The organism is Desulfotruncus arcticus DSM 17038 (assembly GCF_900113335.1).
GTDB lineage: Bacteria > Bacillota > Desulfotomaculia > Desulfotomaculales > Desulfallaceae > Desulfotruncus > Desulfotruncus arcticus.
Genome location: NZ_FOOX01000024.1, coordinates 17,779 through 39,147, shown reverse-complemented (window position 1 = coordinate 39,147; position 21,369 = coordinate 17,779). Strand labels below are relative to the sequence as shown.

Sequence of the window (21,369 nt, the reverse complement as noted above, 5' to 3'; positions counted from 1 at the left end):
CAGCAGGATAGACTGTTGCCAACAGCGAATAAATATTCACCCGTTTCGTATCCAACTGGCAGGTGAAAACATTGTTAAACGCAGCGTTACTTGACAAAATCATTAACGAAATACTGCTTTATATCCAAGAATCTCAGGAACAGGTTTATGATATTGCGGAAAATACCAGAACTGAGCACGCCAGGGTTAAAGATGAACTGGAAGACGTTAGAAAGACAATAATACAACTAATTGACCGGGTAGATAAACTTTATGCCAGAGAAAAACGGGCCCGCCTCCACCTGATGGAGGTCAGCAAGGACTTCAACCGCTACACGGAAGCGGATATCAAACGGGCTTATGAAAGAGCACAAAAGTTACAACTTGAGGTTGCCGGGCTACAAGGCCAGGAACATTTGTTAAGGTATAAACGGGATAACCTGGAAAGAAACCTCCGCAGCATACTGGATATGCAAAAAAAAGCTGAAAATATCATGTCGCATCTCGGAGTAGTGTCGCAATACCTCAGCAAGCATATGGAAAGCCTATCGACAAGAATAGGCGAGCTAATGCAAATTCAGCAACTGGGGATTAATATCATCCGGGCCCAGGAAGAAGAACGTAAACGAGTGGCCCGGGAGATTCACGATGGACCGGCCCAATTGCTGGCTAATATCGTAATGCGTGCGGAATACATTCTAAAGCTAATGGAAGTTGAACCGCAAAATGTTAAAACAGAATTAATGCGATTACAGGAACTGGTGCGACAAAGCCTGCAAGACGTACGCAAAATCATATTTGACCTTCGGCCCATGGTATTGGACGACCTTGGACTGGTCCCCGCTCTTAATCGATACGTGGAGGATTATAGGAACCAGCACAAGCAAAACATAGAATTTGTTTTTTTCGGTAAGCAGGCGCGCCTTAACCCTGCCACCGAGGTAGCCCTGTTTAGGGTGGTGCAGGAAGCTCTTAACAACGTCCGCAAACATGCCAAAGCCAAGAACGTTCTGGTTAAAATGGAGCAGCTTGATGATAAGGTTGCAATTTTAATTAAAGACGATGGCATTGGTTTTACCCCCGACAACCTTGAACATCATTCAGGACGGGAATGTTATGGTCTGATTAATATGCGTGAGAGGGTTCAGATATTAAAGGGCGAATATAAAATAATTAGTGGGCCGGGCAAAGGAACACTAATTACCCTCACAATTCCCGTTTTTGACCTACGTATTAAGTAAGGGGTGAGTTGCTTGAAGCCAATATCGATACTAATTGTTGATGACCATGCCCTTGTCAGGGAAGGAATAACCAAAATAGTATCTCTGGAAAAAAGATTTAAGGTTATCGCGGAGGCATGCAACGGCAAACAAGCAATAGAATTATGCCGCAGTTACCGCCCGGACATTGTACTGCTTGATATTAACCTGCCTGATTTAACGGGGATGGAAGTTTGTAAAATTATTAAACAGGAATTTCCCGGTACCGGGGTCATTGCGCTAACCATTCATGACCAGGAAGAATACATATTCGAAATGATTCACCATGGAGTTGCCGCCTATCTGCTCAAAGACGTTAGCCCGGATCAGTTAATTAATACTATAGCGCAGGTGGCCGATGGTAAATCGTTTATCTCCCCGTCCTTAACGGCTAAAATTTTTAGCCAGATTAACAAGTTATCAACAAAGCCACAGGAAGCAAGACCCTGGGGACTTACAGAAAGGGAAATGGAAGTATTGACGCTGGTGGCGAACGGTGATTCCAACAAAACAATTGCCGGAAAGCTTTACATCAGCGAAAAGACTGTCAAAAACCATCTGACGAATATTTTTCAAAAACTCAATGTAACCGACCGCACCCAGGCAGCTTTAATGGCAATAAAGGAAGGCATGGTTGAAATATAATACCCCGTCCCTGTATTATTACGGGAGGGGTTTTTTATTTTTTACCAAAGGGGAGATCTCTTTGTCTTCTGACGCCAGAGCACGGGGAGCATATTATACCCGTTTAAATATAGCGCGTTATCTAGCCAGATGGGCGATACGCAAAGCTACAGACACCGTATTGGAACCCTCCTTCGGCAACGGGGCCTTTATTGATGCCGCGCTGGAAAGACTTGAGGAATTGGGGGGTAGCAAACAGAACCTTTTTGCTGTTGAAGTACATCAAGAAACTTATCAAAATTTTTTATCTAACCAAAGCATCAATCCTGAAAACTTTGTTAACGCGGACTTTTTATCTGTTGAAAGCTGTTTTCCAATAGATACGGTAATCGGCAACCCGCCTTACGTCAGGCTGCGCCATCTTGACATTTCTTCCGCCCGGCTGGCCATAGCCCGCACCGAAGCAGCAGGTGTTAAAATGACACGGGACGGCAGTTTGTGGATGCCTTTTACAGTTCACGCCTGTTCCTTTCTAAAGCCCGGAGGGCGCCTGGCTTTAGTACTGCCTTTTGAAATAACTCATGTAAAATACGCCATTCCTTTATGGGAATTTTTTAGCCGTTCCTTTGAACATATAACAGTTATCAGAACACATGAAGACCTTTTCCCCGGTATTGAAGAGGAAACGGTATTACTGCTGGCGGAAAATTACACTAAAACAACCGATTTTGTTCAGCACCGGGTTTACCTTACCCACCACGACTTATTAAACAATGTCCCATATCGTCTGGCTGCAATCCCTTTGGAAACCATTTACCACAGACAAAAACCTTTTGTAAAGTCATTGCTGGAACCGGATTTGCGCCACCTGCTCAGCGATCTTGCTTGCTACGGGACCACCGTACCGCTGCAAGCAATCTGCAAATTTAAAATCGGCTACGTAACCGGGGATAAGCACTTTTTTCACCCCGACAGAGATATTAAAAAGAAGTATGGACTTCCGCCCTTAAACTTGATCAATACCGTTAAAAATTCAAGACAACTTCGTGGCCGAGGACTGTTTTTAAGTGACCCTGTTTCCGAAACCAGCCTGTATTATCCGGTTGCTATCACGGCCGAGGATCGCAGCTATATTAAATTTGGCGAAAAAACAGGCATCAACAACAGGTATAAATGCAAGGCCCGCCATCCCTGGTATTTAACACCGGGCATTGAAATACCCGACGTAATTTTAACGGTTTTTTCTGAGACCCCAATATTGGTATTAAACAGTGCTGGTTTTGCCGCTTCCAACAGCCTGCTCTGCGGTTTTTTAAAAGATCCCGCCACTAATCCTGAAGATTTCGCCTGCAGGTGGTATAACAGCCTTGTACTTTTATCTATTGAGCTTAATATTCATTCCCTGGGCGGCGGAGTCCTGGTATTGATACCAGGCGAAGTGAATAACCTTCTATTTCCGGCAATATCCCCAGGTAAAGGAAAGCACGCCTTCCTAAAAAAAATTGACTTTTGTCTTAAAGCAGAACAGACAGCTAAAGCCTACCAGGCGGGAGATCAATTCCTGTTGCAAAATTGTCTCGGGCTAACCCCGGGCCAAATAGAACTGATCAAGAATGGAATTGCGACTTTGCAGCACTGGCGAAAGCCTCATAATAAACGCAAAAAAAAATAAAGCGAAGGGATAAAACTCCATGCAGTTTCAACTTCAAAATAAATCAAACATTAAACCTAATGTTTAAAATATCTCCGTCCTTAACTATGTATTCCTTTCCTTCCAACCTCACCAAACCTTTTTCTTTGGCTTTGACCATACTGCCATTTTCCTTCAGGTCCTCATATGCTACAACTTCGGCCCTGATAAAACCCCGCTCCAGGTCGGAATGGATCTTACCCGCGGCACTCCTGGCATTTAGCCCCTCGGAAATGGTCCAGGCTCTTACCTCGTCCTCGCCAACGGTAAAGAAAGATATCAGGCCAAGCGTCTCGTAAGTTGCCCGGGCCAGACGGCTGATACCGGACTCTTTAAGGCCGAGGTCTTCCATAAACACTTCTTTGTCCTCTTCAGGCAGCTGGGCAATTTCCATTTCAATCTGGCCGCTTATTTCCAGCAGCTTGATGCCGCGCCCCGACGCAAATTCCCGGACCTTGTCCGACCCGGGATAACTACCGCTGCGCAACTGTTCTTCATCAATATTAACCACCATAATCACAGGTTTGTCCGTGAGGAAACTGTAGTTAACAAGCAAAGATTTTTCAGCCTCGGATAGTCCCGCTTGATGCACGGTTATTTCATTTTCCAACGCTTCCAGGCATTTACGCAGCACCGCCAGTTCATCAGCCTGTTCTTTTTTTATCTTTTTACCTTCCTCAATCCGTTTAATTCTCTTTTCAACCAGGTCCATATCTGCAAGCAGCAGTTCGAGGTTAACGGTTTCAATATCCCTTACCGGATCAATATCACCGTCGACATGGGGAACGTCTTTATTGGAAAAAGCCCTCACTACCTGCACCAGCAGGTCGGCATTACGAATTCCGTCCAAGAACTTGTTTCCTACCCCTTTACCCTCACTGGCGCCCCTCACCAAACCCGGCACATCGCTGAATTGAATTTGAGCGTAGATAGTTTTTTTCGGCTTATATAAACCGGACAGGAAATCAATCCGGGTATCCGGCACCTCCGCCATTTCCACGTTAATCTCCGTTTTACCCGTCAGATAATTGGAGGTTTCCAGCCCCGATTCTGTGACAAGATTAAATATGGTTGTCTTACCTACCATGGGCAGGCCAATAATTCCAGCAGTCAGCACATTTCTCACCTCAAACGAAATTTTATTCCTTTGACGGGAGAAATGCAAGGTACTTCAATTGTTTTCATTCCCGTCCTCCTTTTTCCATTCCAATGAATACAAATCTGTTCGCCGCTGGGCCAGCAGCGGCAAGCGTCCCCGCACCTCTTCCATTTTAACCGGGTCAATTTCAGCCATAATAATTTCACTGCCTAAACCAGCTTCAACCAGTACTTCACCCCAGGGATCCACCACCATAGAATGGCCGTAAGCAACGTACCCGGCCTTTTCGTCCCGAGCCGGTGACGCCGCGGCAACGTAGATCTGGTTATCTACTGCCCGCATGCGCATGGAAAGTTCCCAGTGCGCCGGGCCGGTAACTGTATTAAAAGCCGCGGGGATCATCAGCGCCTGTATCCCTTCCATGGCCAGTAACCGGGCGATTTCCGGAAAACGAACATCAAAACAAATGATTATCCCCAGCTTGCAAAAACCAGCGTTGACAACAGTTAAATTATTGCCCGGTCCCAGGGTACTGGATTCCCTGACTTTAAGGTCGGGTAAGTCTACGTCAAAAAGATGCACCTTTCTGTGGCGGCCCAGCAATTCACCCTGGGGACCAAAAATAAAAGAAGTGTTATATACGGTATCACCGTCTATTTCAGGAATCGAGCCGCCCACCAAAACTATCCCGGCAGCTTTAGCAGTGCCGGACAACATTTGGATTGTTTCTCCGTTCGGGTAGCTCTCAGCGTAGGCTGGAAAAAGTTCTGTCCGGTATGGGCAATTAAACATTTCCGGCAGCATTACCACCTCGGCCCCCTGCGATGCTGCCTGCCGCACCATTTCATCCGCATGACGGATATTCGACGTCTTATCACCGGCAGCATTACTCTGGCAAATTGCCAGCTTAAATTTCCTAACCATTATTGATAGCCCCCTCCGCAATTAAAATTACCCCGAATAAACAATATTAATAGAAAACCCCTGCCAGTGCAGGGGTCTTAATTATGCTTGTACTACTTCTTTAATCTCGGGAACGGCTTGTTTGATTGTTCTCTCAATACCCTGTTTTAAAGTCATCGTGGACATCGGGCAACCTCCACAGGCACCCTTTAGCCTGACCTTAACCACACCGTCAGGAGTAACTTCCACAAGCTCAACATCACCGCCATCACGCTGTAACGCCGGGCGCACTTTATCTAAAGCAGCTTGCACTTTTTCACGCATTTTGTTATCTTACCTCCTTTCTTTATCTATTATGGCATTAACATATTAATGATATGTGTTAAGCCAAACCGCAACTATTCCTATTTTAACTTTAATTTAGCAACAGTGCAATAGAAAAGTCCCGAAACGGGACTCATTTAACCGTCAGTATGATCATAGACATTGACGTTTCTTTATTTATTTCGGCCAGCGCTTGTGATTGCTGCTGAATTTGCTGTTCTAATGTGGCCAGCTCTTTTGTATTGTTGTTTTGAAGCAACCACTGCTCGCGCTCTTTAAGTTCGTTAATTTTATTTTCAATTTGCTGATACTTACCTGTTAAATCTCTGTCTTCGGTCTTAACCTCCAAACTGCCTGACTTACTCAGTTCACCTAGAAAAGCTGTCACATTAGCGCCGGGTAACCACAACACCCAGTGCTGGCCTGCCTCATGCGGCTCGTATTCAATAATCCCATCATACTTTACCGCCATATCACTAATAAAGGCGGTGGCATCATCCCCGGGCTCCCACGTTGCTCTATACTCCCGGGCCATGTGTGGTACATCAGCTTCTTTCATAGGGCTGGCTTTCATCATGCTGAAATTAGGAGCCTCTGTTAAATCAGACGTATCTTTAAGGTCAGGAGTATTCTTTATATCAGGTGCAGCCTTTATGCCAGGTACAGCTGGCCGGTCATCAACTGCAGGCGCATCTTTTTGCCTCATTACCCCGACCGGCGGTTGTGTCTGCTCAGCAGCGATTCCAGACTTGGAGCCTACTTGAATATCGGCGGAACCAAAACTTTGCAAATCAGCTGCGCCGGTAGATTTTTCATCCTGCTGTTTAATCTGTCCGCTTGGGGCACCTGCATAAATTTGTTGCTGTTGTCCCTGATTTGCCTCTGGTACAGCAACCCGCTCATGAGGATTTGAATCAACAACCTCAGTTTTTTTCTTTGAATTGTTAGATAAATTATCAGATTCAACTGCCTGATTATGCGACCCCGACCCAGTTTTAGCATCATCAGAATGACGAGTTCTACCGGAATCGTCAACAATTTGATTTTGAACAACAGGGTTGAACATATCCCCATGCTGCTGATCATACCATAATGCAGTTACACCTACGGTTAAGCAAATTACCGCCGCGGCAGCCAGCGGGCCGGACCATTTCCCCCGAACCAGCCTGCCCAACAGGCCAATCTTGCCGGGAACTTCTACCCGGGGGTTCAAATTAGATAACTTTGCTTGCAGTTTCAGATTAAAATCGGGCGGTGGTGTTATCTCGGGTAAACTCTTTAGTAATTCGACAGCCGTCATGAGGTCTTCATATTCAAGCCTGCAGTCCTCACAGGAAGCAATATGCAGTTTAACCCGCGCTTCCAGGGAAGAATCAAGCATGCCATCAATATATGCAGATAACTGTTCTCTAATGTCCTGGCAACGCACTTTTCTTCCCCCCTTTTTCTGTCAGACGACTTTCCGTCGATAAAAGTTCCCCTTTCCGTTTTAACCTTTCCTTTAAAGCATTTCTGGCCCGGCTAATGCGTGATTTTACCGTCCCCAGTGAGCACTGCAGGACTTCCGCTATTTCATCATAACTAAAGCCCTGGATTTCGCGCATTACCAGGATTAGCCTGTGGTCATCGGAGAGTTCATTTAAGCACTCCTGCACCTGTCGCTGCACCTCATTGCGCTGAACCGCATCTTCAGGTGAATAAGCGTTGTCCGCAACCGGAACGTTAGCCGGCGAAGCGGCAATCATTTCATCCATGGATATGCTTCGCCTTCTCTGGTGTTTCCTTAATTCATCCCGGCAGGCGTTGGCGGTAATTCGATATAGCCAGGTGGAAAAAGAAGAATCACCTCTAAAGCTGGCAAGAGATTGGTACAGGCGAATAAAAGTTTCCTGGGCAAGATCGCTGGCATCAGCATGATTGCCCATAAACCTGTAGGCAATACTAAACACTTTGCCCTCATAGCGAAGCACCAGCTCATTAAAAGCATTTAAATCACCTTTTTTACTTTTTTGAACCAGTGTTTCGTCTGAAAGGCTCAATGTGTTTTCAACTCCAGTCAAAAAAAGACCAGGGCAACTTAATACCCTGATTAATATAATTCGACAAAAGGTTTCAGCACCCTTCAATAATGCAGGGTTTATAGGCAGTTTTCCAAAGCTGTGATTTACTTAACTAATGAATATTTGACATTTAGCTTCAAAAATGAAAAAACCTTGCTATAACTATGTCGTTGACAATGTAGTTTTGAGTATGTTACAATCTGATATGCGGACGTTGAAAATATAATAAAATGCCGAAGTGGCGGAACTGGCAGACGCACACGACTCAAAAACCAATGCGTGAAAAGCCCTTTTCGACCGGTCGGCGGTTCCCAAACCCGCGTGGTTGCTGGGTTCTTGACAATCAAATAGTCTCTATGGTTTTTCATATCCCTCCACCATATCCCTCCAAATTCCAAAAGCGGATTCGGGAGAGGGAAATTGAAATAAATTTGCCGATGTGGCGGAATTGGCAGACGCACCGCACTCAAAATCTACTGTGCGAAAGCCCCTTTTCGACCGGTCGGCGGCTCCCAAACCAGCGTGATTGCTGGGTTCTTGATAATTGAATAGCCTCTGTGATTTTTAATATCCCTCCACCATATCCCTCCAAATTCCAAAGGCGGATTTATGGAGAGGGAAATTGAAATAAACTTGCCGATGTGGCGGAATTGGCAGACGCGGCGGTCTCAAAAACCGTTGGATAACCTCCATGCCGGTTCGACTCCGGCCATCGGCACCAGAAACAATCGCTCTTGAACCGCGATACAAGCGGATTTGAGGGCTTTTTTCTTTTCTGGCGGCACCTATCGTTTGCCGCCCTTCATACCGTCACACGAACCATTTTGCGCATATTTGCAATGCTCTCAGCTCTCTTTTTACCTGTCATTCCGCCGTTTTGGAGGGATGTCAGGAGGGATATACGCCAATGATGGCGTTGGCCGAGGCAACCTTCGAACTGAAATCCAGGTGGGTGTAAATATTTGAGGTGGTGGAAATATCACTGTGCCCCAACCACTCCTGGATCTCCTTCAGGCTGACGCCGTTGGCGTACAACAAACTGGCGCAGCTATGCCGCAGGTCGTGGAAACGGATTTTCTTCAAGCCGTGGTTTTTCAGGGTGAGCGCGAAATTCTGGGTGATATAGCCCGGCTTGATCCGTTCTCCCAGCTCATTCACGTAGATGTAGCCAAGATATTCCCGGCAATAGTCTTTCCCGCATACCTTTTGATTGCGCTCCTGCTCCGCCTTCATCTGCCGGAGAAGCTTTTCAAAGGGCTCTACCAGCGGCAGGGTGCGGTGACTGGACTTGGTTTTGGCGCGGTCCTTTTCCACGATGACGGCTTTCCCGTCCACCCTTGACTCGGTTACGGTGTGCTTGATGGTCAGCGTCTTTTTTCCGAAATCAATGGCGTCCCATTTCAGCCCCACGATCTCGCTGCGGCGCAGTCCGTAAAACGCGCCTAAGATAACGGCCAGCTCTATCGGCTTGTTTTTTACAACGGTAAACAGGGCTTCCAGTTCCCCGGCGTCGTAAATGCTGCCCACGAATTTTGCGGTTTTGGGCCGCTCGATTCGGTCGGCGGGGTTAAAGGCGATCAAGCCCACCTTGTAAGCGTACTGCAACGCCTTGCGAATGTTGGCGTGGCGGTGGATCACCGTGCAGGCGCTTACGCCTTTCTCGTTCAGCTCGTACTGATAATAGTCCTGGATGTGCTTCGGCGTAACATCCTTCAATGTAAGCCTGAATTCCTTAAAGTAAGGAATAATGCAGCTCTTGATGCACATAGCGTAAGAGGCGTAGGTGGTCATTTCCACATTGTGCTTGATCATCTCCAGCCATTCCAGCAGGAAGTCGGTAAACAGTATCCGCACCTCGCCGGAGATCGGGTTTACCTTGTCAGCCGGATTGTCCCGGATCAGCTCAAGCTCCACGGCGTAGGCCAAGGCTTCCTTGATGACCTCGTGATATTGGAGCAGGGCGGTGTTCAAGGCGTTTTTTTCCGTTCTCTCGTACTGATAGTAGCCTTCGATGTCCCCCGGCTTTATTTTCGCCACCGTAACGGCGGTATCCTTAAAGTAAGGGATGATGAAGGCTTTGGCGTCGTACGTGTAAAGGGCGTAGGTATCGGCGTCCACTCTGTTGATAACGTCCTGCAGCCATTTTTTCAGGAAGTCGGCAAACAAAGCGTTTTTGCAACTCATCCCCGTGTCGGGATTAAACTCTTGCCTGGTTTTCCAAAGTAGCGCTTCAGCGCGCTTTTTATTCCCCTTGACGGGAAGCCCCGTACTGACGGACTTGGTCTGGCGCTTTCCGTTCATATCCTTGTAGGTGAGGATCATCTGGAAATAGCCGTTTTTTTCTCGCAGGTGTCCTGTTACCATAAATTCTTGCCTCCTTTAAATCAGTAACAGTCCATATTCACCTACCATTGACGGGTTTAGTGTAGCAGGCTCCCAAAAATCTTGCAAAGGTGCGAACGATGTTTTACGCATCGGATTCCTGCGCGACCGCCAGGTATTCGAAAATATGAAGCTTGGGGATTTTGTACGTCCGGCCTATCTTAAAGTGCTTGATCTGATTTTGCCGCAAAAGGCGGTATGCGGTTTTTGCGCTGATACCGCCCAGCATTTCACACATTTGCTCCACATCGACCACATCCGGGTATTCCCGAAAAATCAGCTTATATGCTTCATTGCTTTTGAGCAAGGTATCAGCTCCTCTCAGCTTAAAATAAAAATGCAGAAAACAGGGGCGCGCCCATGATTGGGTACGCATACAGCTCGCACCAAGGTGCGCACCCCTGACCCGCATTTCTGTTCCGGTTCTATCGTTTCATGGGCTTATCGGCGGACGGCGGCTCACCGTCCTCATAGGACTTTCACCTCCCCCCTGTCGGCGGGCCGCCCCCATTGCCTGCGACGCTTTTAACGCTCGGACTGTGGCTGGACGGAAGTATCATTATACCGGCCCATGCATCGTCGCCCCACAAGCTGCCACGCTCATTTTGCGGCCTGGTGGTGATCGCTCGTTCCCTTTGGGAAGTCGTGGCGCACCCGCCGTCCGGCTCGGCATGGACCGAAAGTATCCGATTTGCCCTATGCTGCGCGTGGTTAGCACGCTTTCTTTGTTAAAGAGCGAAAGGCGTTTGTCAGCCTGTAAAAGCTCATTGTCAACCAATGGACTTTTATAGGCCGGCAACAACATGAAAAGCCCGCATCGGGAAGGTGGAAAGGGGACACATTCCCGTACGGGCAAGGCTTAAGCCACCTTGAATGTAAGGAGCTTAGTAATGAGCTTGGTTTCCAGTCTGCGGCGCAATTCAGGGTCTACACACAGATGGGGATTACCGTTTTCGTCGTAAAGCTGCCTAATGGACAACGTGGCAATATATCCCCCGTAGTGTTTCAGCACGGCATCAATCGCTTCGATGTTGCCGCCTGCCGCTGCCGCAATGACGGGAAAAGGCAGCAGATTTTTATGGCTCGGATTTGTTTTCATCATCGGCTTTTCCCTCCATATACTTTTTGATTTGTTGCAGTGAGCTTGTCCTATGACGGTAGATTGTGGTGCGCACAAGGTTCATCAGCTCCCCAATTTCCGCATCCGACATGTCCATGAAATAAGACAGCAGGATAATTTTGCGCTTTTTCTCGGGCAGCGCTTCCAACGCTTCACCTATCAACGCGTCCTTGACCTCGACATCGTAGCCCATTACCTGGAACAAGTAATAATCAGTCGCATATTCATCCATAGCATAAAGCTGGTTCAACTCCTTCTCTGACAGCTCGGAAAAGGTCACTTCGTACCGCCAGCGCCGGGCAAGTGCTTTGCGATAATTGCTGGCTTCGCCTTTCAGGACTTTCCTGCAAAAGCTGTCAAACTGATGCTGGACAGTTTTTCCCTTGTTATTGGAAGAAGATCGCTCCATAGAGTTCACCTCCTTCCTGTTCCAAATGGAGGGAGTTAAACTTGTCCCTATTTCCCTTTCACTCTTTATCCCAACCGGCAAGGGCTGTTTGTTGCGTTTTTCCAATGACGCTTGGCAAAAAGGCACAAAAAAGCCCGATTGGACAATATCCAATCGGGCAGAAAAGTTTAGACGTCTTATTATGTAATGTGTGCAGATACCTTGTTGGACGCAATAAGGCCCTCTACGAATTAAGCTTTTTTTAAATAGTCAAATGTCATCAAATGATGTCGAGAGAAAACAAGCAACACGGCGGCAACCTCCTAATGCCACCGCGTTCTTTAAAGAAGGGTAAACTTAATAAACCCTCCGCTATCCTATTTTTAAAAAGGAAAACGGCGGCTTTGATTCTTTATTCAAACCGCTGAAACAGATCAACCTTATGCCGGGCGTGAATGCTACCTAAAAATATTTCTTTTTGTATTCATTGAAAAAGATTATACTTGGTTCTTATAGCAAACTAATTTATAGAAGGTTAGGAATCCTTTGAAACACCATACCGTATTTATAAAGAATCACTTGGTAGCCGGGGGGTACGAAGAAGTAGATGTAGCAGCATTACCCATAGAGATTTCTATACGATATGGTGGATTAAGATTTTTAATACTCAATTTAATCACTTTCCTGCGATTCTATAAAAATTTTTTGCTCCTCCATATCTGGCGAATCCCCCGCTTACACAATGCAGTCTAAACATGAAATTTTTTCCTCTGCTTATTACATTCCATTTCTCTGATGAAAACACACCCGTTTATTTAAAATTTTTTTAAATGTTTTTGTAAAGCCACGGTAGAGAAGGCCTATGCACGCCAATCTTTTATTTGTGAATCGGTATTTTAAAAAGGTTGATACTGCTTTTAAGATTGGCGGCTTGAATAAGGACTCCCTGATTGCCGCCATCAGCAACAGGAGGAACTGAAGATTACTTAGACCTCTGTTGGGTAGTGATCAGGGGAAAGGAGGCACTATACCCCATAAAGAGAGAGAAATGGAAATATCATTAATCAGAGTCAGGCCTTTTCCTGAGAGCAGAAAAGTCTCAGCCGATACCACGACTGGGAAATCCCGATTAAACATAGATATTTATTTGATTTTCATGTTTTAGTACCAGCCGACATTCCTGCCCTATTTTTTCTTTCCAAAATTTTTTAAAAAATATGTGATTTTAACCAATCAACGGAATGTTCTATATAGAGGAAAATATTTCTTCCTTGCCTCGTAAAAAAGTAGGAAGGCGATGCCTATGATTGCAGTTTGCTAATCCTTTTACTACTAGGTGAGTTTTGGATAGCACCGGAAAAAATCACGAAAGTTAAGCAATACTGCGATTGACGGAGCAATCCGTTAATATATTTAAAAATTGAGATAGGAGTTGATGCTTATGAGGGTGTGAAGTAGCAACCAAAACTTTACTGATAACCGGTACTAATAAATTAAATGGAGGTTTGCTGCCGGGAGACGATGTGGAATCCCACTGGCCATGATACAAAGACACGCGGTATATGCACCGCCATCCAATATTACACATTGGTGTAAATAACAAGAGATTGGCTATCTGAACAAAAAGTGAAAATCTAAGAAAAACGCAGTAATTGCAAGAAAACCAAAGTATATTAAGGGAGTGAATTGTATGTTAAAAAAATCGGTTAAAAGTAAAATTGCAATATTTGTATTAAGTTTAACCATGCTATTGGGGACAGCATCATTGGCCATGGCTGGAGTTGCTCCGGTTGATAAAGCTGCAGCCAACGGCGTGTCAGCACCCCAAAGTATTGAAAGCATTCATTATCATGTTACAGGAACAACTTATATTCGAAGCGGCCCCGGTACCAGCTATTCCATATTAAGAACGGTCTATGCCGGCGACACAGTATGGTATAATTCTGAATTGACAGACTACGGCAATGGTTGGACCCCTGTTTATATTGGTTCTACCGAGGGATATATACTAGATAGTAAAATTCAGGAATACTAAACAGACCTTAAATGGGCTGTCTTAATTTTGTGTTTCTGCCCGTCTTAAAAACTCAGCCCCAAACAAGTGCCGTTAGCTGATACGTAAAGTCTGTTCCTGCCTGTCAATTATTGCAATTCATTCTCCAATAGCTTATCAAAATTCATATTACAAGGTTATGGGGAATGAATTGCAGTATGTTTATTAGACAATATAATGTTAAAATAACTTAATTTACAGTATTAGGAAAGGGTTTTTGTAATTAATCATGATAACAACTGTTAAATTCAGATTTCTGCAATATATCGTAATGTTAACACTTCTGGCATTCATGACGGCCGGGTGTGGCCATCTCAACCGGAATAATGAATTCGCCCCCGGTGCTGATGCGGTCACTTCGGATAGTACCCTTGCTGTAAAGTCGAATGGCATAAATTCTTTACCCACAGATGAAAACGAGAGGGCGGATGCAAATAAAAGTACATCTCCTATCCCGCAGCCAGTTGCGCCAAAAGAAAACGCACCGCATACAACCGCTTTGGTTAAGACATCTTCCGCAAGTCCGGATTACATGAATTCCTTACCTGCGGATGAAAGCAAAAATGAAGCGATCCTTTCAACGGTTGCTGCAGAGCCTGCCAATAAGAAGGCTCCTATAAGTCAAGACGATATAGATTCCTTGTCCACAGACGAAAACAGCATGATGCAGACTATAGAAAAGCTAACCCGTACCATCAGACCCATCGGTTCGCAAGAAGAAAAAGCGGCCTGCGCGGATTTAAAGTCAAAGTTAGAATCCTACGGCTATCAAACCAGAATCCAGGAGTTTCCTTATATCGTGCAGAACGTTAAGCTCAAAAACACTCCTTTTGTAGAAGGAAAATTTTGGGACTTTAATATTGGCCAGCCGGATGGGACCAGTCAAAACTTGATCGCGGTCAAAAAACCTGCTATCCCGGACGCTAAGGATGTCATCATCGTAAGCGCCCACTATGATACCACCGTCCACACAACCGGCGCTATAGACAATGCCTCCGGAGTAGCGGTGCTCATGGAAGTAGCGCGTAAAACAGCCAACTTTCCCAGCAATGTAGAAGTACGTTTCTTGTTATTTGGGGGAGAAGAGAATTACTTGTATGGGTCCCGCTACTATGTAAACAGCTTAAGCGGAGATGAGCGCCGGTGTATAATCGCCGCTATAAACCTGGACTGCATCGGCGAAGAAGGTCCCAACCCGGCCACTTTAGGGACCAGCAATGGCAAAGAAAATGCAGCTTGCAAGCTGTTCGCGGATTATGATATGCAGATTGACAGAGGTGGCATGAGCGATTATTATTCTTTTGTGAAAGCAGAAATTCCGGCCCTGACCATTGCGCAATATCCAGTTATGGTAGGAACCGGACAAGAATTGCCGGACGATATTGCCCGCATAGACAAAGCCAAATTAAAAACCGCAGCCGACATTGTTGCCAAGGTCCTGCTGAATACCATGTGCCGCGAGAAGTGACCTGAGCTTTTGCTTTTGCCTTTAGACGGACTAATATTTTAAGCCACTTTGAGTTACCCGGTTTTCTACCGCCTTACGCCGTACAGCTTGAAAGTCAGCTTGACCAATTAGAGGAAGCGGATTTAATCATCATAGCAGCTACCGCAAAGGAATACAGGAAGCCAAAGGAACGGGGGAATAAAATCCTCCGCTTTTTTCTTGTAAGAAATTAGCAAAGTAAATCTTTCGCTACTATTGTTTCTCAGCAATCAATCGGTGAGCAATATAGAGCACTAAAACGATGGCGCACGGCGGCAAGCCTTTAACATTACTTTCAAATATGCTGAAAAAGGCAAGCGATGGGGATTAAAAACTATTTGAATGGATAAATAGAGACATACCGTCCACTACAAAATCACTTGCACCAGCGGCACAAGCGGTGCTGCCCAAGGTAACAAGCAGCACCGCCATCATGGTTAATGCTAAAAACTTTTTGCGAGAACTTTACATCTTCACGCCTCTTTCATACTTCGCTTTAACTGTGGTTTCACTGCTACCTTTGAGATGACGTGTCATCTTTTGCTGTCATTCCACACCTTAGTTTGCAACTTTAGGCGTGGAAGCAACAATTTTGGTTTCCGATCCTCCGTCATTTTCAACATAAAATTCAACATAGCTTCGGTATTCCGTCCCCGGTGTTCCATAATAATAGCAGTCATAAACATATGTACCGGTATTGTAGAGGTAATCGTTTTCCACTATAGTGTAGATGGTCTGCCAATAACCGCCTACCTTTTTTTGAATTTCCAGGGATATGATGCCCAGTTTGTCAACGATAGTCGTCGCGCCCAGCTTGTTCTCCACCAAAAGCTTTCCGTTGCCTTGCGGCGTTATATTTACGCTTGTGGAACGGATGTATTCACTGGCTCTGGGAGATTGAGCGTCATCCTCACTGGCATAAACAGCCAGCGGGGAAAACAGCATACATAGCATACCGGTCAAAAGCATGATCACCATTTTCTTTTTAGCAGCCAATAACATATCACGAACCTCCATTCATGGAATCTATAATCTTTTTCATTTCGTCTGTCGAAACATCGCCGCTTAAATTGTATATAACGTTTGAACTGGTCCATACCGCTTGCACCCGATCAATGTTTTGAAAGATGTAATGCGGTATGTTGTTTTTCTCGTAAACCTCAACCATCTTATCATCTTTTTCAAAAGACGCATCTGCTGACGCTTGATCAGTATAGATCTCAAAATCAAAAGCAATGGTTTTATGGGCACTATTTTCGTAATATAACATGACATTGGTGTTGTCCAAACGGACAAATTTTTCGGCATACTTAAAGACAAACCCGCCAGGAACCCATTGAGGCAATAACGGTTTTGCAGGCATGTCTTGTAAAACCTCGTCGATGCTGCCGTAGATCTTTCGGTCAGCAATATTGGCGTTGCCATTTAGCCCATTGGATTCATTTTCCGCCGATAAATAAAACGTTTCTTTTCCCCAATCAACCACGGTTTGGACCAAATTGTAACCCAAGGCGCTAGCCACCGCGGAGGACATAAAGAAAACCAAAATGAAACCGGCAGCACTTTGGGCCAACAGTTTCTTTAATCTGCGTTTGCGTTGAACTTTCAGCCAGTTTTCATATTTTTGGTCAACCTTTTGCCGCATGGCTTTCATTTTCTCGGGGTCCAGGTGCTCTGTATGGCCTTCAATCAGGTCGATGGCTTTTACACATTCGTCAATTAAATCGGTGTCCATGGTTGCCTCATCAGCCGATGACGCTTCATATAAAATGGCATACATTCTATCCTTTACATTCGCATCACACTCCTTTTCGGAAAGGATCTTTTTGAAAATCTCCTTATCGCTATTGGTGTTGGGAGGGATGGGTTCCGTTGATCTTTTGTCCATAAATTTCTCCCTTCTATATATGACATTGCACAAGTCATGCAAAATCACATATTTTAAAAAATTTTTTTTAGTTTTCTTTAAAATGATCATAGACGAAATTTTTGATCTTTTTCTTTAACCGATAAATCCTCGTAGTTATGGCAGTAGCTGAGACATCGTATTTTTTAGCGAGCTCCGAGATCGACATGTTATTTTTATAATAGTCTCTATATAAATCAGATTCATGGGCGTTGAGTTGACTCAATATGTCAGCACATAGGCTGTCCAAATCCACGATGCTGTTAAAAAGATCTTCCAATTCATGGTCGAATTCCATTAAATTGTTGGCGATATTTTTATCCATCATTACTTCGTGTCTCTTTTTAACATACATGCTTCTATATGACTTATTAATCAAGTTGCGCGCCGTGGTATACAACCAGCCCTCTACGTTAGGATGTTTCAGTAAATGTGAGATTTGTTTGCGGGCTTCCAGAAATGTATTTTGAGTGCAATCCTCTACAAAATCCATGAATTGCGCTTGGCCCTTGACCAGCCTTTTGCAATAAGAATAAATCCGCTCGAAGTATTGATTACACAAATGCTCATAAAAAGCTTCGGCATTTTTATCATTCCTTCCCACCAACAACCCTCCTCGCAATACAATTGTAGAAAGCAAATAATTACAAAAAAGAAATGCTTTTCAAGTTCATTATATCGCGAATTGCCGAATAAAAAAGATTTTCATAAAAAGTTAGCACATGAAAACCCTTCGAAAAATTCTGCTCAACATAAGTGGGGATATGCTTCCAGCATTTTTGCCCAAGAGTTCCCCCAAGCAAAGGTATCTTCGTCAGAGCCTAGAATATTGGCGTGTGAAAAAAACCTTTGAAAAAAATTTTTAAACAGAGGTGTGATTTTAGCAATGAAATGCAATGTAATAGGCAGAAGGGAAAATTTCATGTTTTTGGTTGCATCGTGTAACTGATGGTAATGGCGTGGAGAAAATAGTGCTACAAACCACTCCACCAAAAGGAAAGGGATGTTTTATGCAATCTATTTTACCAGGGAAATACCCAGGTCTGCCCTCTAAAAATTCAGTTTACCGCTTTTTAAACTCCCAGCTATAACTGCTCAAATTCTTAATTTTGTTGAGTTCCTTTATTATCAAAGAAGGAAGGTGATGCCTATGATTGCAGTTACTGCTGGTTAAAGAAATTGTTTATGTTTGAATTTAATTTGCAGTAAAGTACATGAGATACCTTAAATAAATATTTAAGGAGTGTGGACAATCTTGTTGAATAAAGCTAATCTTCGGTTGAGAATACTCATCGCAAGTCTAGTTGCTTTCGCCTTGTTTTGCTTGCCTGCCGTTTCAGGATATGCTGCTGAAACTTTTATCAACCAAGAAGCTACAGGAAAGATTAACCCTGTTGTATATGAGCAGTTTGAGTTAATTATCAATGACTTTATTGGTCAGGATACGGAATTGCGCAACTGGGAGTTACTGGATCAACAAATTAATCATATAGCATCTGCTCAATCAGGACAGGATGTTTCAATTACATTTCATATTGAAAGAAAGCACCTTTTGAAATTTGCAAAAGCCGAAGATTCACCTGCCCTAAAAGGTCGCCTGAAGTATATTCAGAACAATGGAAAACAATTGTCCGCCAATGCTTTAGCTAAAGCCAATAAGGAAATTGAAATATGGAAGAGAGACTTAAATGAATACATTACCACACCGCAGCATTGTTCCGACCATATTAAGGTAACTGCAACCCTTGATGCCAATGATAAAGTGATACCGGACACTATAAAATTCTATGCTGAAGATCCTGTAGGCAATTTCCTACCAACAAGATTGCAAGATATCCCCAGCAATGAAACTGTTGAGCAAAATGCCTTTGACACGATAAAAGAAAATGTAATAACTCAGGAAGGAATGGTGGAACCATCAGCAATTGTAAACTACGATAGGATAGCAGCCCGAGATTATGTCCGTAAATGGGTAGCGAACACTTCTAAGCCCTGTGAACCTGATAGTGAAACTGTACAGGACAAATCAAATTATAATCCAGCCTACACCGCCTATACTTGCAATGATTGTGCAAATTTTGTTTCTCAAGGACTCAATGCCGGCGGTATTCCAACAGATAGTACCTGGAAGCCCTACACTTCTGCATGGATTAATGTTACCTCGCAAGCAAACTATATGGTTGCAAAAACATATTGGATAGCTACAACAAACTTAAATGATTGTGTTGCAGGCTTTCCTTTTAGAATCAAGTCATATGAACATGTCATGATGATGTCCTATAATGACGGCACAACTAGAAAATATTGCGGACATTCAAGCGATCGATATGATGAAAAATGGACAGGAGGCACAGCTAACGCATATTACTACAGAATAAACTATTAGAAGACAGCTTGTATAGTAGTTAATTTAGCTATACAACAAATCAACAGGCCATAATCAGTGTTGATATTGGCCTGTCGATTTGCTTTTGATGAGGTTAATATACTGATTTAAGCTAAGAGGCAGTCCGCAACTCGCTTCACCGTGCTTTGTAACGTTCTTTCCCTCGGAAACATTGTAACGTGGGGAAGACCGATGCAACCCCCTTTTCATTACTATTTGTCGCCTGCAGCAGGCAGGAAATGGAGGTTAATATGAGAAATAAGTTTTTGTTAGTCTGTTTAATTGCTTTGCTTTTTATCGTTGCCGGATGTAACAGAGGTACATCACATCCTTTGGCTACAGGCAATATGACCCCAAAGCAAATACCGTTTGTAATTTTTCTTCAGAATGCTGAGGAGAGAAATCAGATTAATTCTGACAGCGCATACTTATGCCGTTTTGATACATTGACAGGCAGAATATCCATTGATGAGCCCGCTTTATTTAGAAAAATTACCCAAGAACCTTATGCTTTTCGGATGATTTGGGATGGAGAAAAGAAGATTGTGATAGAGCCCACATCCTTTGAAGGTTCGCTTAAATTGGAGTCTATAAATACTGATTACAATATTAAAAAACTGGAAACTAACGAAATTACTTTCGGTGAAGTGATAAAGAACACCAGTGGTGAAGCAAAAGCCTATAATGAAGAAGATAAGGTTATTGTTTCGTTTGAAAACGGAGAAAAACAAATTCTTGCCCCCCCTCTCCCATCAGGAGCAACTCAACCCCAGCCCCTGTTACTATCCGGGGATGAGCATAACTATAGAGTATTGATTGCTTTTGACGTACCCTCCAGCGAAAAGAAAAATGAGATGGCTGGTAAATTACTTATTGCAAATGTAAAAGATGACCGTATAGAGTGGAAAGAAGTTAGAGGAGAGTATTGCAGCTTTATTGCAGATGCAGGTTCGAGCACAGTGGAAATTGGTGAAAATATTTATATTACGGGTTGCGGTGGCAATGTAAGTGTACTCAATCTGCAGAAGGATTCACCAGTACTTGAAGAATATAAACCTGCAAATGATCTTCTATTATCGCTTAGCGGCAAATTTCAGGAAGCACCGATTCAACCTCACTTTGGAGCTTACAAGAATTATTTACTGGTAACTGTACAGAACTCTGAAGAAAAGTGGCTTTGGATTTTAAAGGACAATATTTTTTTGGGAAAGGTACATGTAAATACTTTAAGAAATCAAATTGATTCTTATTTAGCCAACAAACAAATTGAAACAAAATCCCTTCCATCAAAAGCCTCAACTGATTTACTGCAATTACCGATGGATAATTATGGAGCCTGGAAATAGCCAAATAAAGCAGAAGTAAAACATTGCATCGGGGGTGATTTATATTAAAAATAATATTATTTTTACTGGTGTTTCACTGATATCATTGATCAATTCATTGGTGCTACTTTACGCGGTTTGGGTCAAGTACAATACAGATGCATGCATTTCATGTAATCAATTCCTTCCCATTCCAGTAAGCGGAGTTACAATTGCTTTGACAGGATTGGTTGCTGCACTAATTTTGGCTCTTATTATCCCTCTATCAAGCAAAAATAGACTACTTAAAATAACGTCTCTATTATTAGCGGGTATATGTTCATCATTTGCATCATATTTACAGTTAACTCAACTGAGATGGGCAAGAATCTGCTATCCCTGTCTA

The 21,369-nt window shown here is 43.9% G+C and carries 20 protein-coding genes and 1 tRNA gene; 9 read left to right on the top strand and 12 right to left on the bottom strand.

Going from position 1 to position 21,369, the window contains the following annotated elements; translation table 11 throughout:
• The first annotated feature begins 62 nt into the window (after window positions 1-62).
• The 3 genes from BM056_RS23270 to BM056_RS23260 all read left to right on the top strand — a co-directional run bounded on the left by BM056_RS23270 (window position 63) and on the right by BM056_RS23260 (window position 3,534).
• Window positions 63-1,220, top strand: coding sequence for a sensor histidine kinase (locus BM056_RS23270; protein WP_337833543.1), 1,158 nt, complete (start codon window positions 63-65; stop codon window positions 1,218-1,220).
• 12 nt (window positions 1,221-1,232) lie between these two features.
• Window positions 1,233-1,883 (top strand): response regulator, encoded by a 651-nt coding sequence (locus BM056_RS23265; RefSeq protein WP_092475156.1) that lies wholly within the window; start codon window positions 1,233-1,235, stop codon window positions 1,881-1,883.
• A 61-nt stretch (window positions 1,884-1,944) separates the two neighbouring features.
• Window positions 1,945-3,534, top strand: a complete 1,590-nt coding sequence (locus BM056_RS23260) for an Eco57I restriction-modification methylase domain-containing protein (protein WP_165613683.1) — start codon at window positions 1,945-1,947, stop codon at window positions 3,532-3,534.
• A 43-nt stretch (window positions 3,535-3,577) separates the two neighbouring features.
• On the opposite strand, the gene ychF is transcribed toward BM056_RS23260, so the two are convergent.
• From ychF to BM056_RS23235, 5 genes are all read right to left on the bottom strand, one after another.
• On the bottom strand, window positions 3,578-4,669 hold the full coding sequence (ychF, locus tag BM056_RS23255) for a redox-regulated ATPase YchF (RefSeq protein WP_092475293.1): 1,092 nt from the start codon (window positions 4,667-4,669) through the stop codon (window positions 3,578-3,580).
• Window positions 4,670-4,723: 54 nt separating this feature from the next.
• Complete coding sequence (locus BM056_RS23250; protein ID WP_092475151.1) at window positions 4,724-5,575, bottom strand: carbon-nitrogen hydrolase family protein; 852 nt, start codon at window positions 5,573-5,575, stop codon at window positions 4,724-4,726.
• A gap of 81 nt (window positions 5,576-5,656) precedes the next feature.
• The gene (locus tag BM056_RS23245) at window positions 5,657-5,878 is read right to left on the bottom strand and encodes a NifU family protein (protein ID WP_092475148.1); all 222 of its coding nucleotides are present in this window, start codon (window positions 5,876-5,878) and stop codon (window positions 5,657-5,659) included.
• A gap of 133 nt (window positions 5,879-6,011) precedes the next feature.
• Complete coding sequence (locus BM056_RS23240; RefSeq protein WP_092475145.1) at window positions 6,012-7,307, bottom strand: anti-sigma factor family protein; 1,296 nt, start codon at window positions 7,305-7,307, stop codon at window positions 6,012-6,014.
• Window positions 7,288-7,917: an RNA polymerase sigma factor gene (locus tag BM056_RS23235; RefSeq protein WP_092475142.1), complete on the bottom strand. Its 630-nt coding sequence runs from the start codon at window positions 7,915-7,917 to the stop codon at window positions 7,288-7,290. Before BM056_RS23235 ends, BM056_RS23240 begins: the two co-directional genes overlap by 20 nt.
• Before the next feature lie 656 nt (window positions 7,918-8,573).
• On the opposite strand from BM056_RS23235, the gene BM056_RS23230 reads away from it, so the two are divergent.
• Window positions 8,574-8,659 (top strand) — tRNA-Leu (locus BM056_RS23230).
• A 167-nt stretch (window positions 8,660-8,826) separates the two neighbouring features.
• On the opposite strand, the gene BM056_RS23225 is transcribed toward BM056_RS23230, so the two are convergent.
• From BM056_RS23225 to BM056_RS23210, 4 genes are all read right to left on the bottom strand, one after another.
• Window positions 8,827-10,302, bottom strand: a complete 1,476-nt coding sequence (locus tag BM056_RS23225) for a site-specific integrase (RefSeq protein ID WP_092475140.1) — start codon at window positions 10,300-10,302, stop codon at window positions 8,827-8,829.
• Window positions 10,303-10,405: 103 nt separating this feature from the next.
• The gene (locus tag BM056_RS27060) at window positions 10,406-10,627 is read right to left on the bottom strand and encodes a helix-turn-helix domain-containing protein (protein ID WP_274377588.1); all 222 of its coding nucleotides are present in this window, start codon (window positions 10,625-10,627) and stop codon (window positions 10,406-10,408) included.
• Window positions 10,628-11,179: 552 nt separating this feature from the next.
• Window positions 11,180-11,419 carry a helix-turn-helix domain-containing protein gene (locus tag BM056_RS23215; RefSeq protein ID WP_174550003.1) on the bottom strand — a complete coding sequence of 80 codons (240 nt, stop codon included), beginning with the start codon at window positions 11,417-11,419 and terminating at the stop codon, window positions 11,180-11,182.
• Window positions 11,397-11,849, bottom strand: coding sequence for a sigma-70 family RNA polymerase sigma factor (locus BM056_RS23210; RefSeq protein WP_092475132.1), 453 nt, complete (start codon window positions 11,847-11,849; stop codon window positions 11,397-11,399). Before BM056_RS23210 ends, BM056_RS23215 begins: the two co-directional genes overlap by 23 nt.
• 1,669 nt (window positions 11,850-13,518) lie before the next feature.
• Between BM056_RS23210 and BM056_RS23205 the strand changes: the two genes are divergently transcribed.
• The 3 genes from BM056_RS23205 (at window position 13,519) to BM056_RS27735 (ending at window position 15,561) form a co-directional block, all read left to right on the top strand.
• Window positions 13,519-13,863, top strand: a complete 345-nt coding sequence (locus BM056_RS23205; protein ID WP_092475129.1) for an SH3 domain-containing protein — start codon at window positions 13,519-13,521, stop codon at window positions 13,861-13,863.
• Between the two features lie 247 nt (window positions 13,864-14,110).
• Window positions 14,111-15,349: a M28 family peptidase gene (locus BM056_RS23200; RefSeq protein ID WP_092475127.1), complete on the top strand. Its 1,239-nt coding sequence runs from the start codon at window positions 14,111-14,113 to the stop codon at window positions 15,347-15,349.
• A 35-nt stretch (window positions 15,350-15,384) separates the two neighbouring features.
• Entirely contained in the window at window positions 15,385-15,561 is a 177-nt protein-coding gene (locus tag BM056_RS27735) for a hypothetical protein (RefSeq protein WP_165613689.1), read from the top strand.
• 364 nt (window positions 15,562-15,925) lie between these two features.
• Here BM056_RS27735 and BM056_RS23195 read toward each other — a convergent pair whose 3' ends face one another.
• The 3 genes from BM056_RS23195 to BM056_RS23185 form a co-directional block, all read right to left on the bottom strand.
• Window positions 15,926-16,369, bottom strand: coding sequence for a hypothetical protein (locus BM056_RS23195; RefSeq protein ID WP_174550002.1), 444 nt, complete (start codon window positions 16,367-16,369; stop codon window positions 15,926-15,928).
• 1 nt (window position 16,370) lies between these two features.
• Entirely contained in the window at window positions 16,371-17,255 is an 885-nt protein-coding gene (locus BM056_RS23190; RefSeq protein WP_092475283.1) for a DUF4367 domain-containing protein, read from the bottom strand.
• 67 nt (window positions 17,256-17,322) lie between these two features.
• Complete coding sequence (locus tag BM056_RS23185) at window positions 17,323-17,877, bottom strand: RNA polymerase sigma factor (protein ID WP_238456626.1); 555 nt, start codon at window positions 17,875-17,877, stop codon at window positions 17,323-17,325.
• 651 nt (window positions 17,878-18,528) lie between these two features.
• On the opposite strand from BM056_RS23185, the gene BM056_RS25775 reads away from it, so the two are divergent.
• A complete protein-coding gene (locus BM056_RS25775; protein ID WP_114319313.1) occupies window positions 18,529-19,659 on the top strand; it encodes an amidase domain-containing protein in 1,131 nt (376 codons plus the stop codon).
• A 251-nt stretch (window positions 19,660-19,910) separates the two neighbouring features.
• On the top strand, window positions 19,911-21,005 hold the full coding sequence (locus tag BM056_RS23175; RefSeq protein WP_092475121.1) for a hypothetical protein: 1,095 nt from the start codon (window positions 19,911-19,913) through the stop codon (window positions 21,003-21,005).
• Window positions 21,006-21,369: the final 364 nt, after the last annotated feature.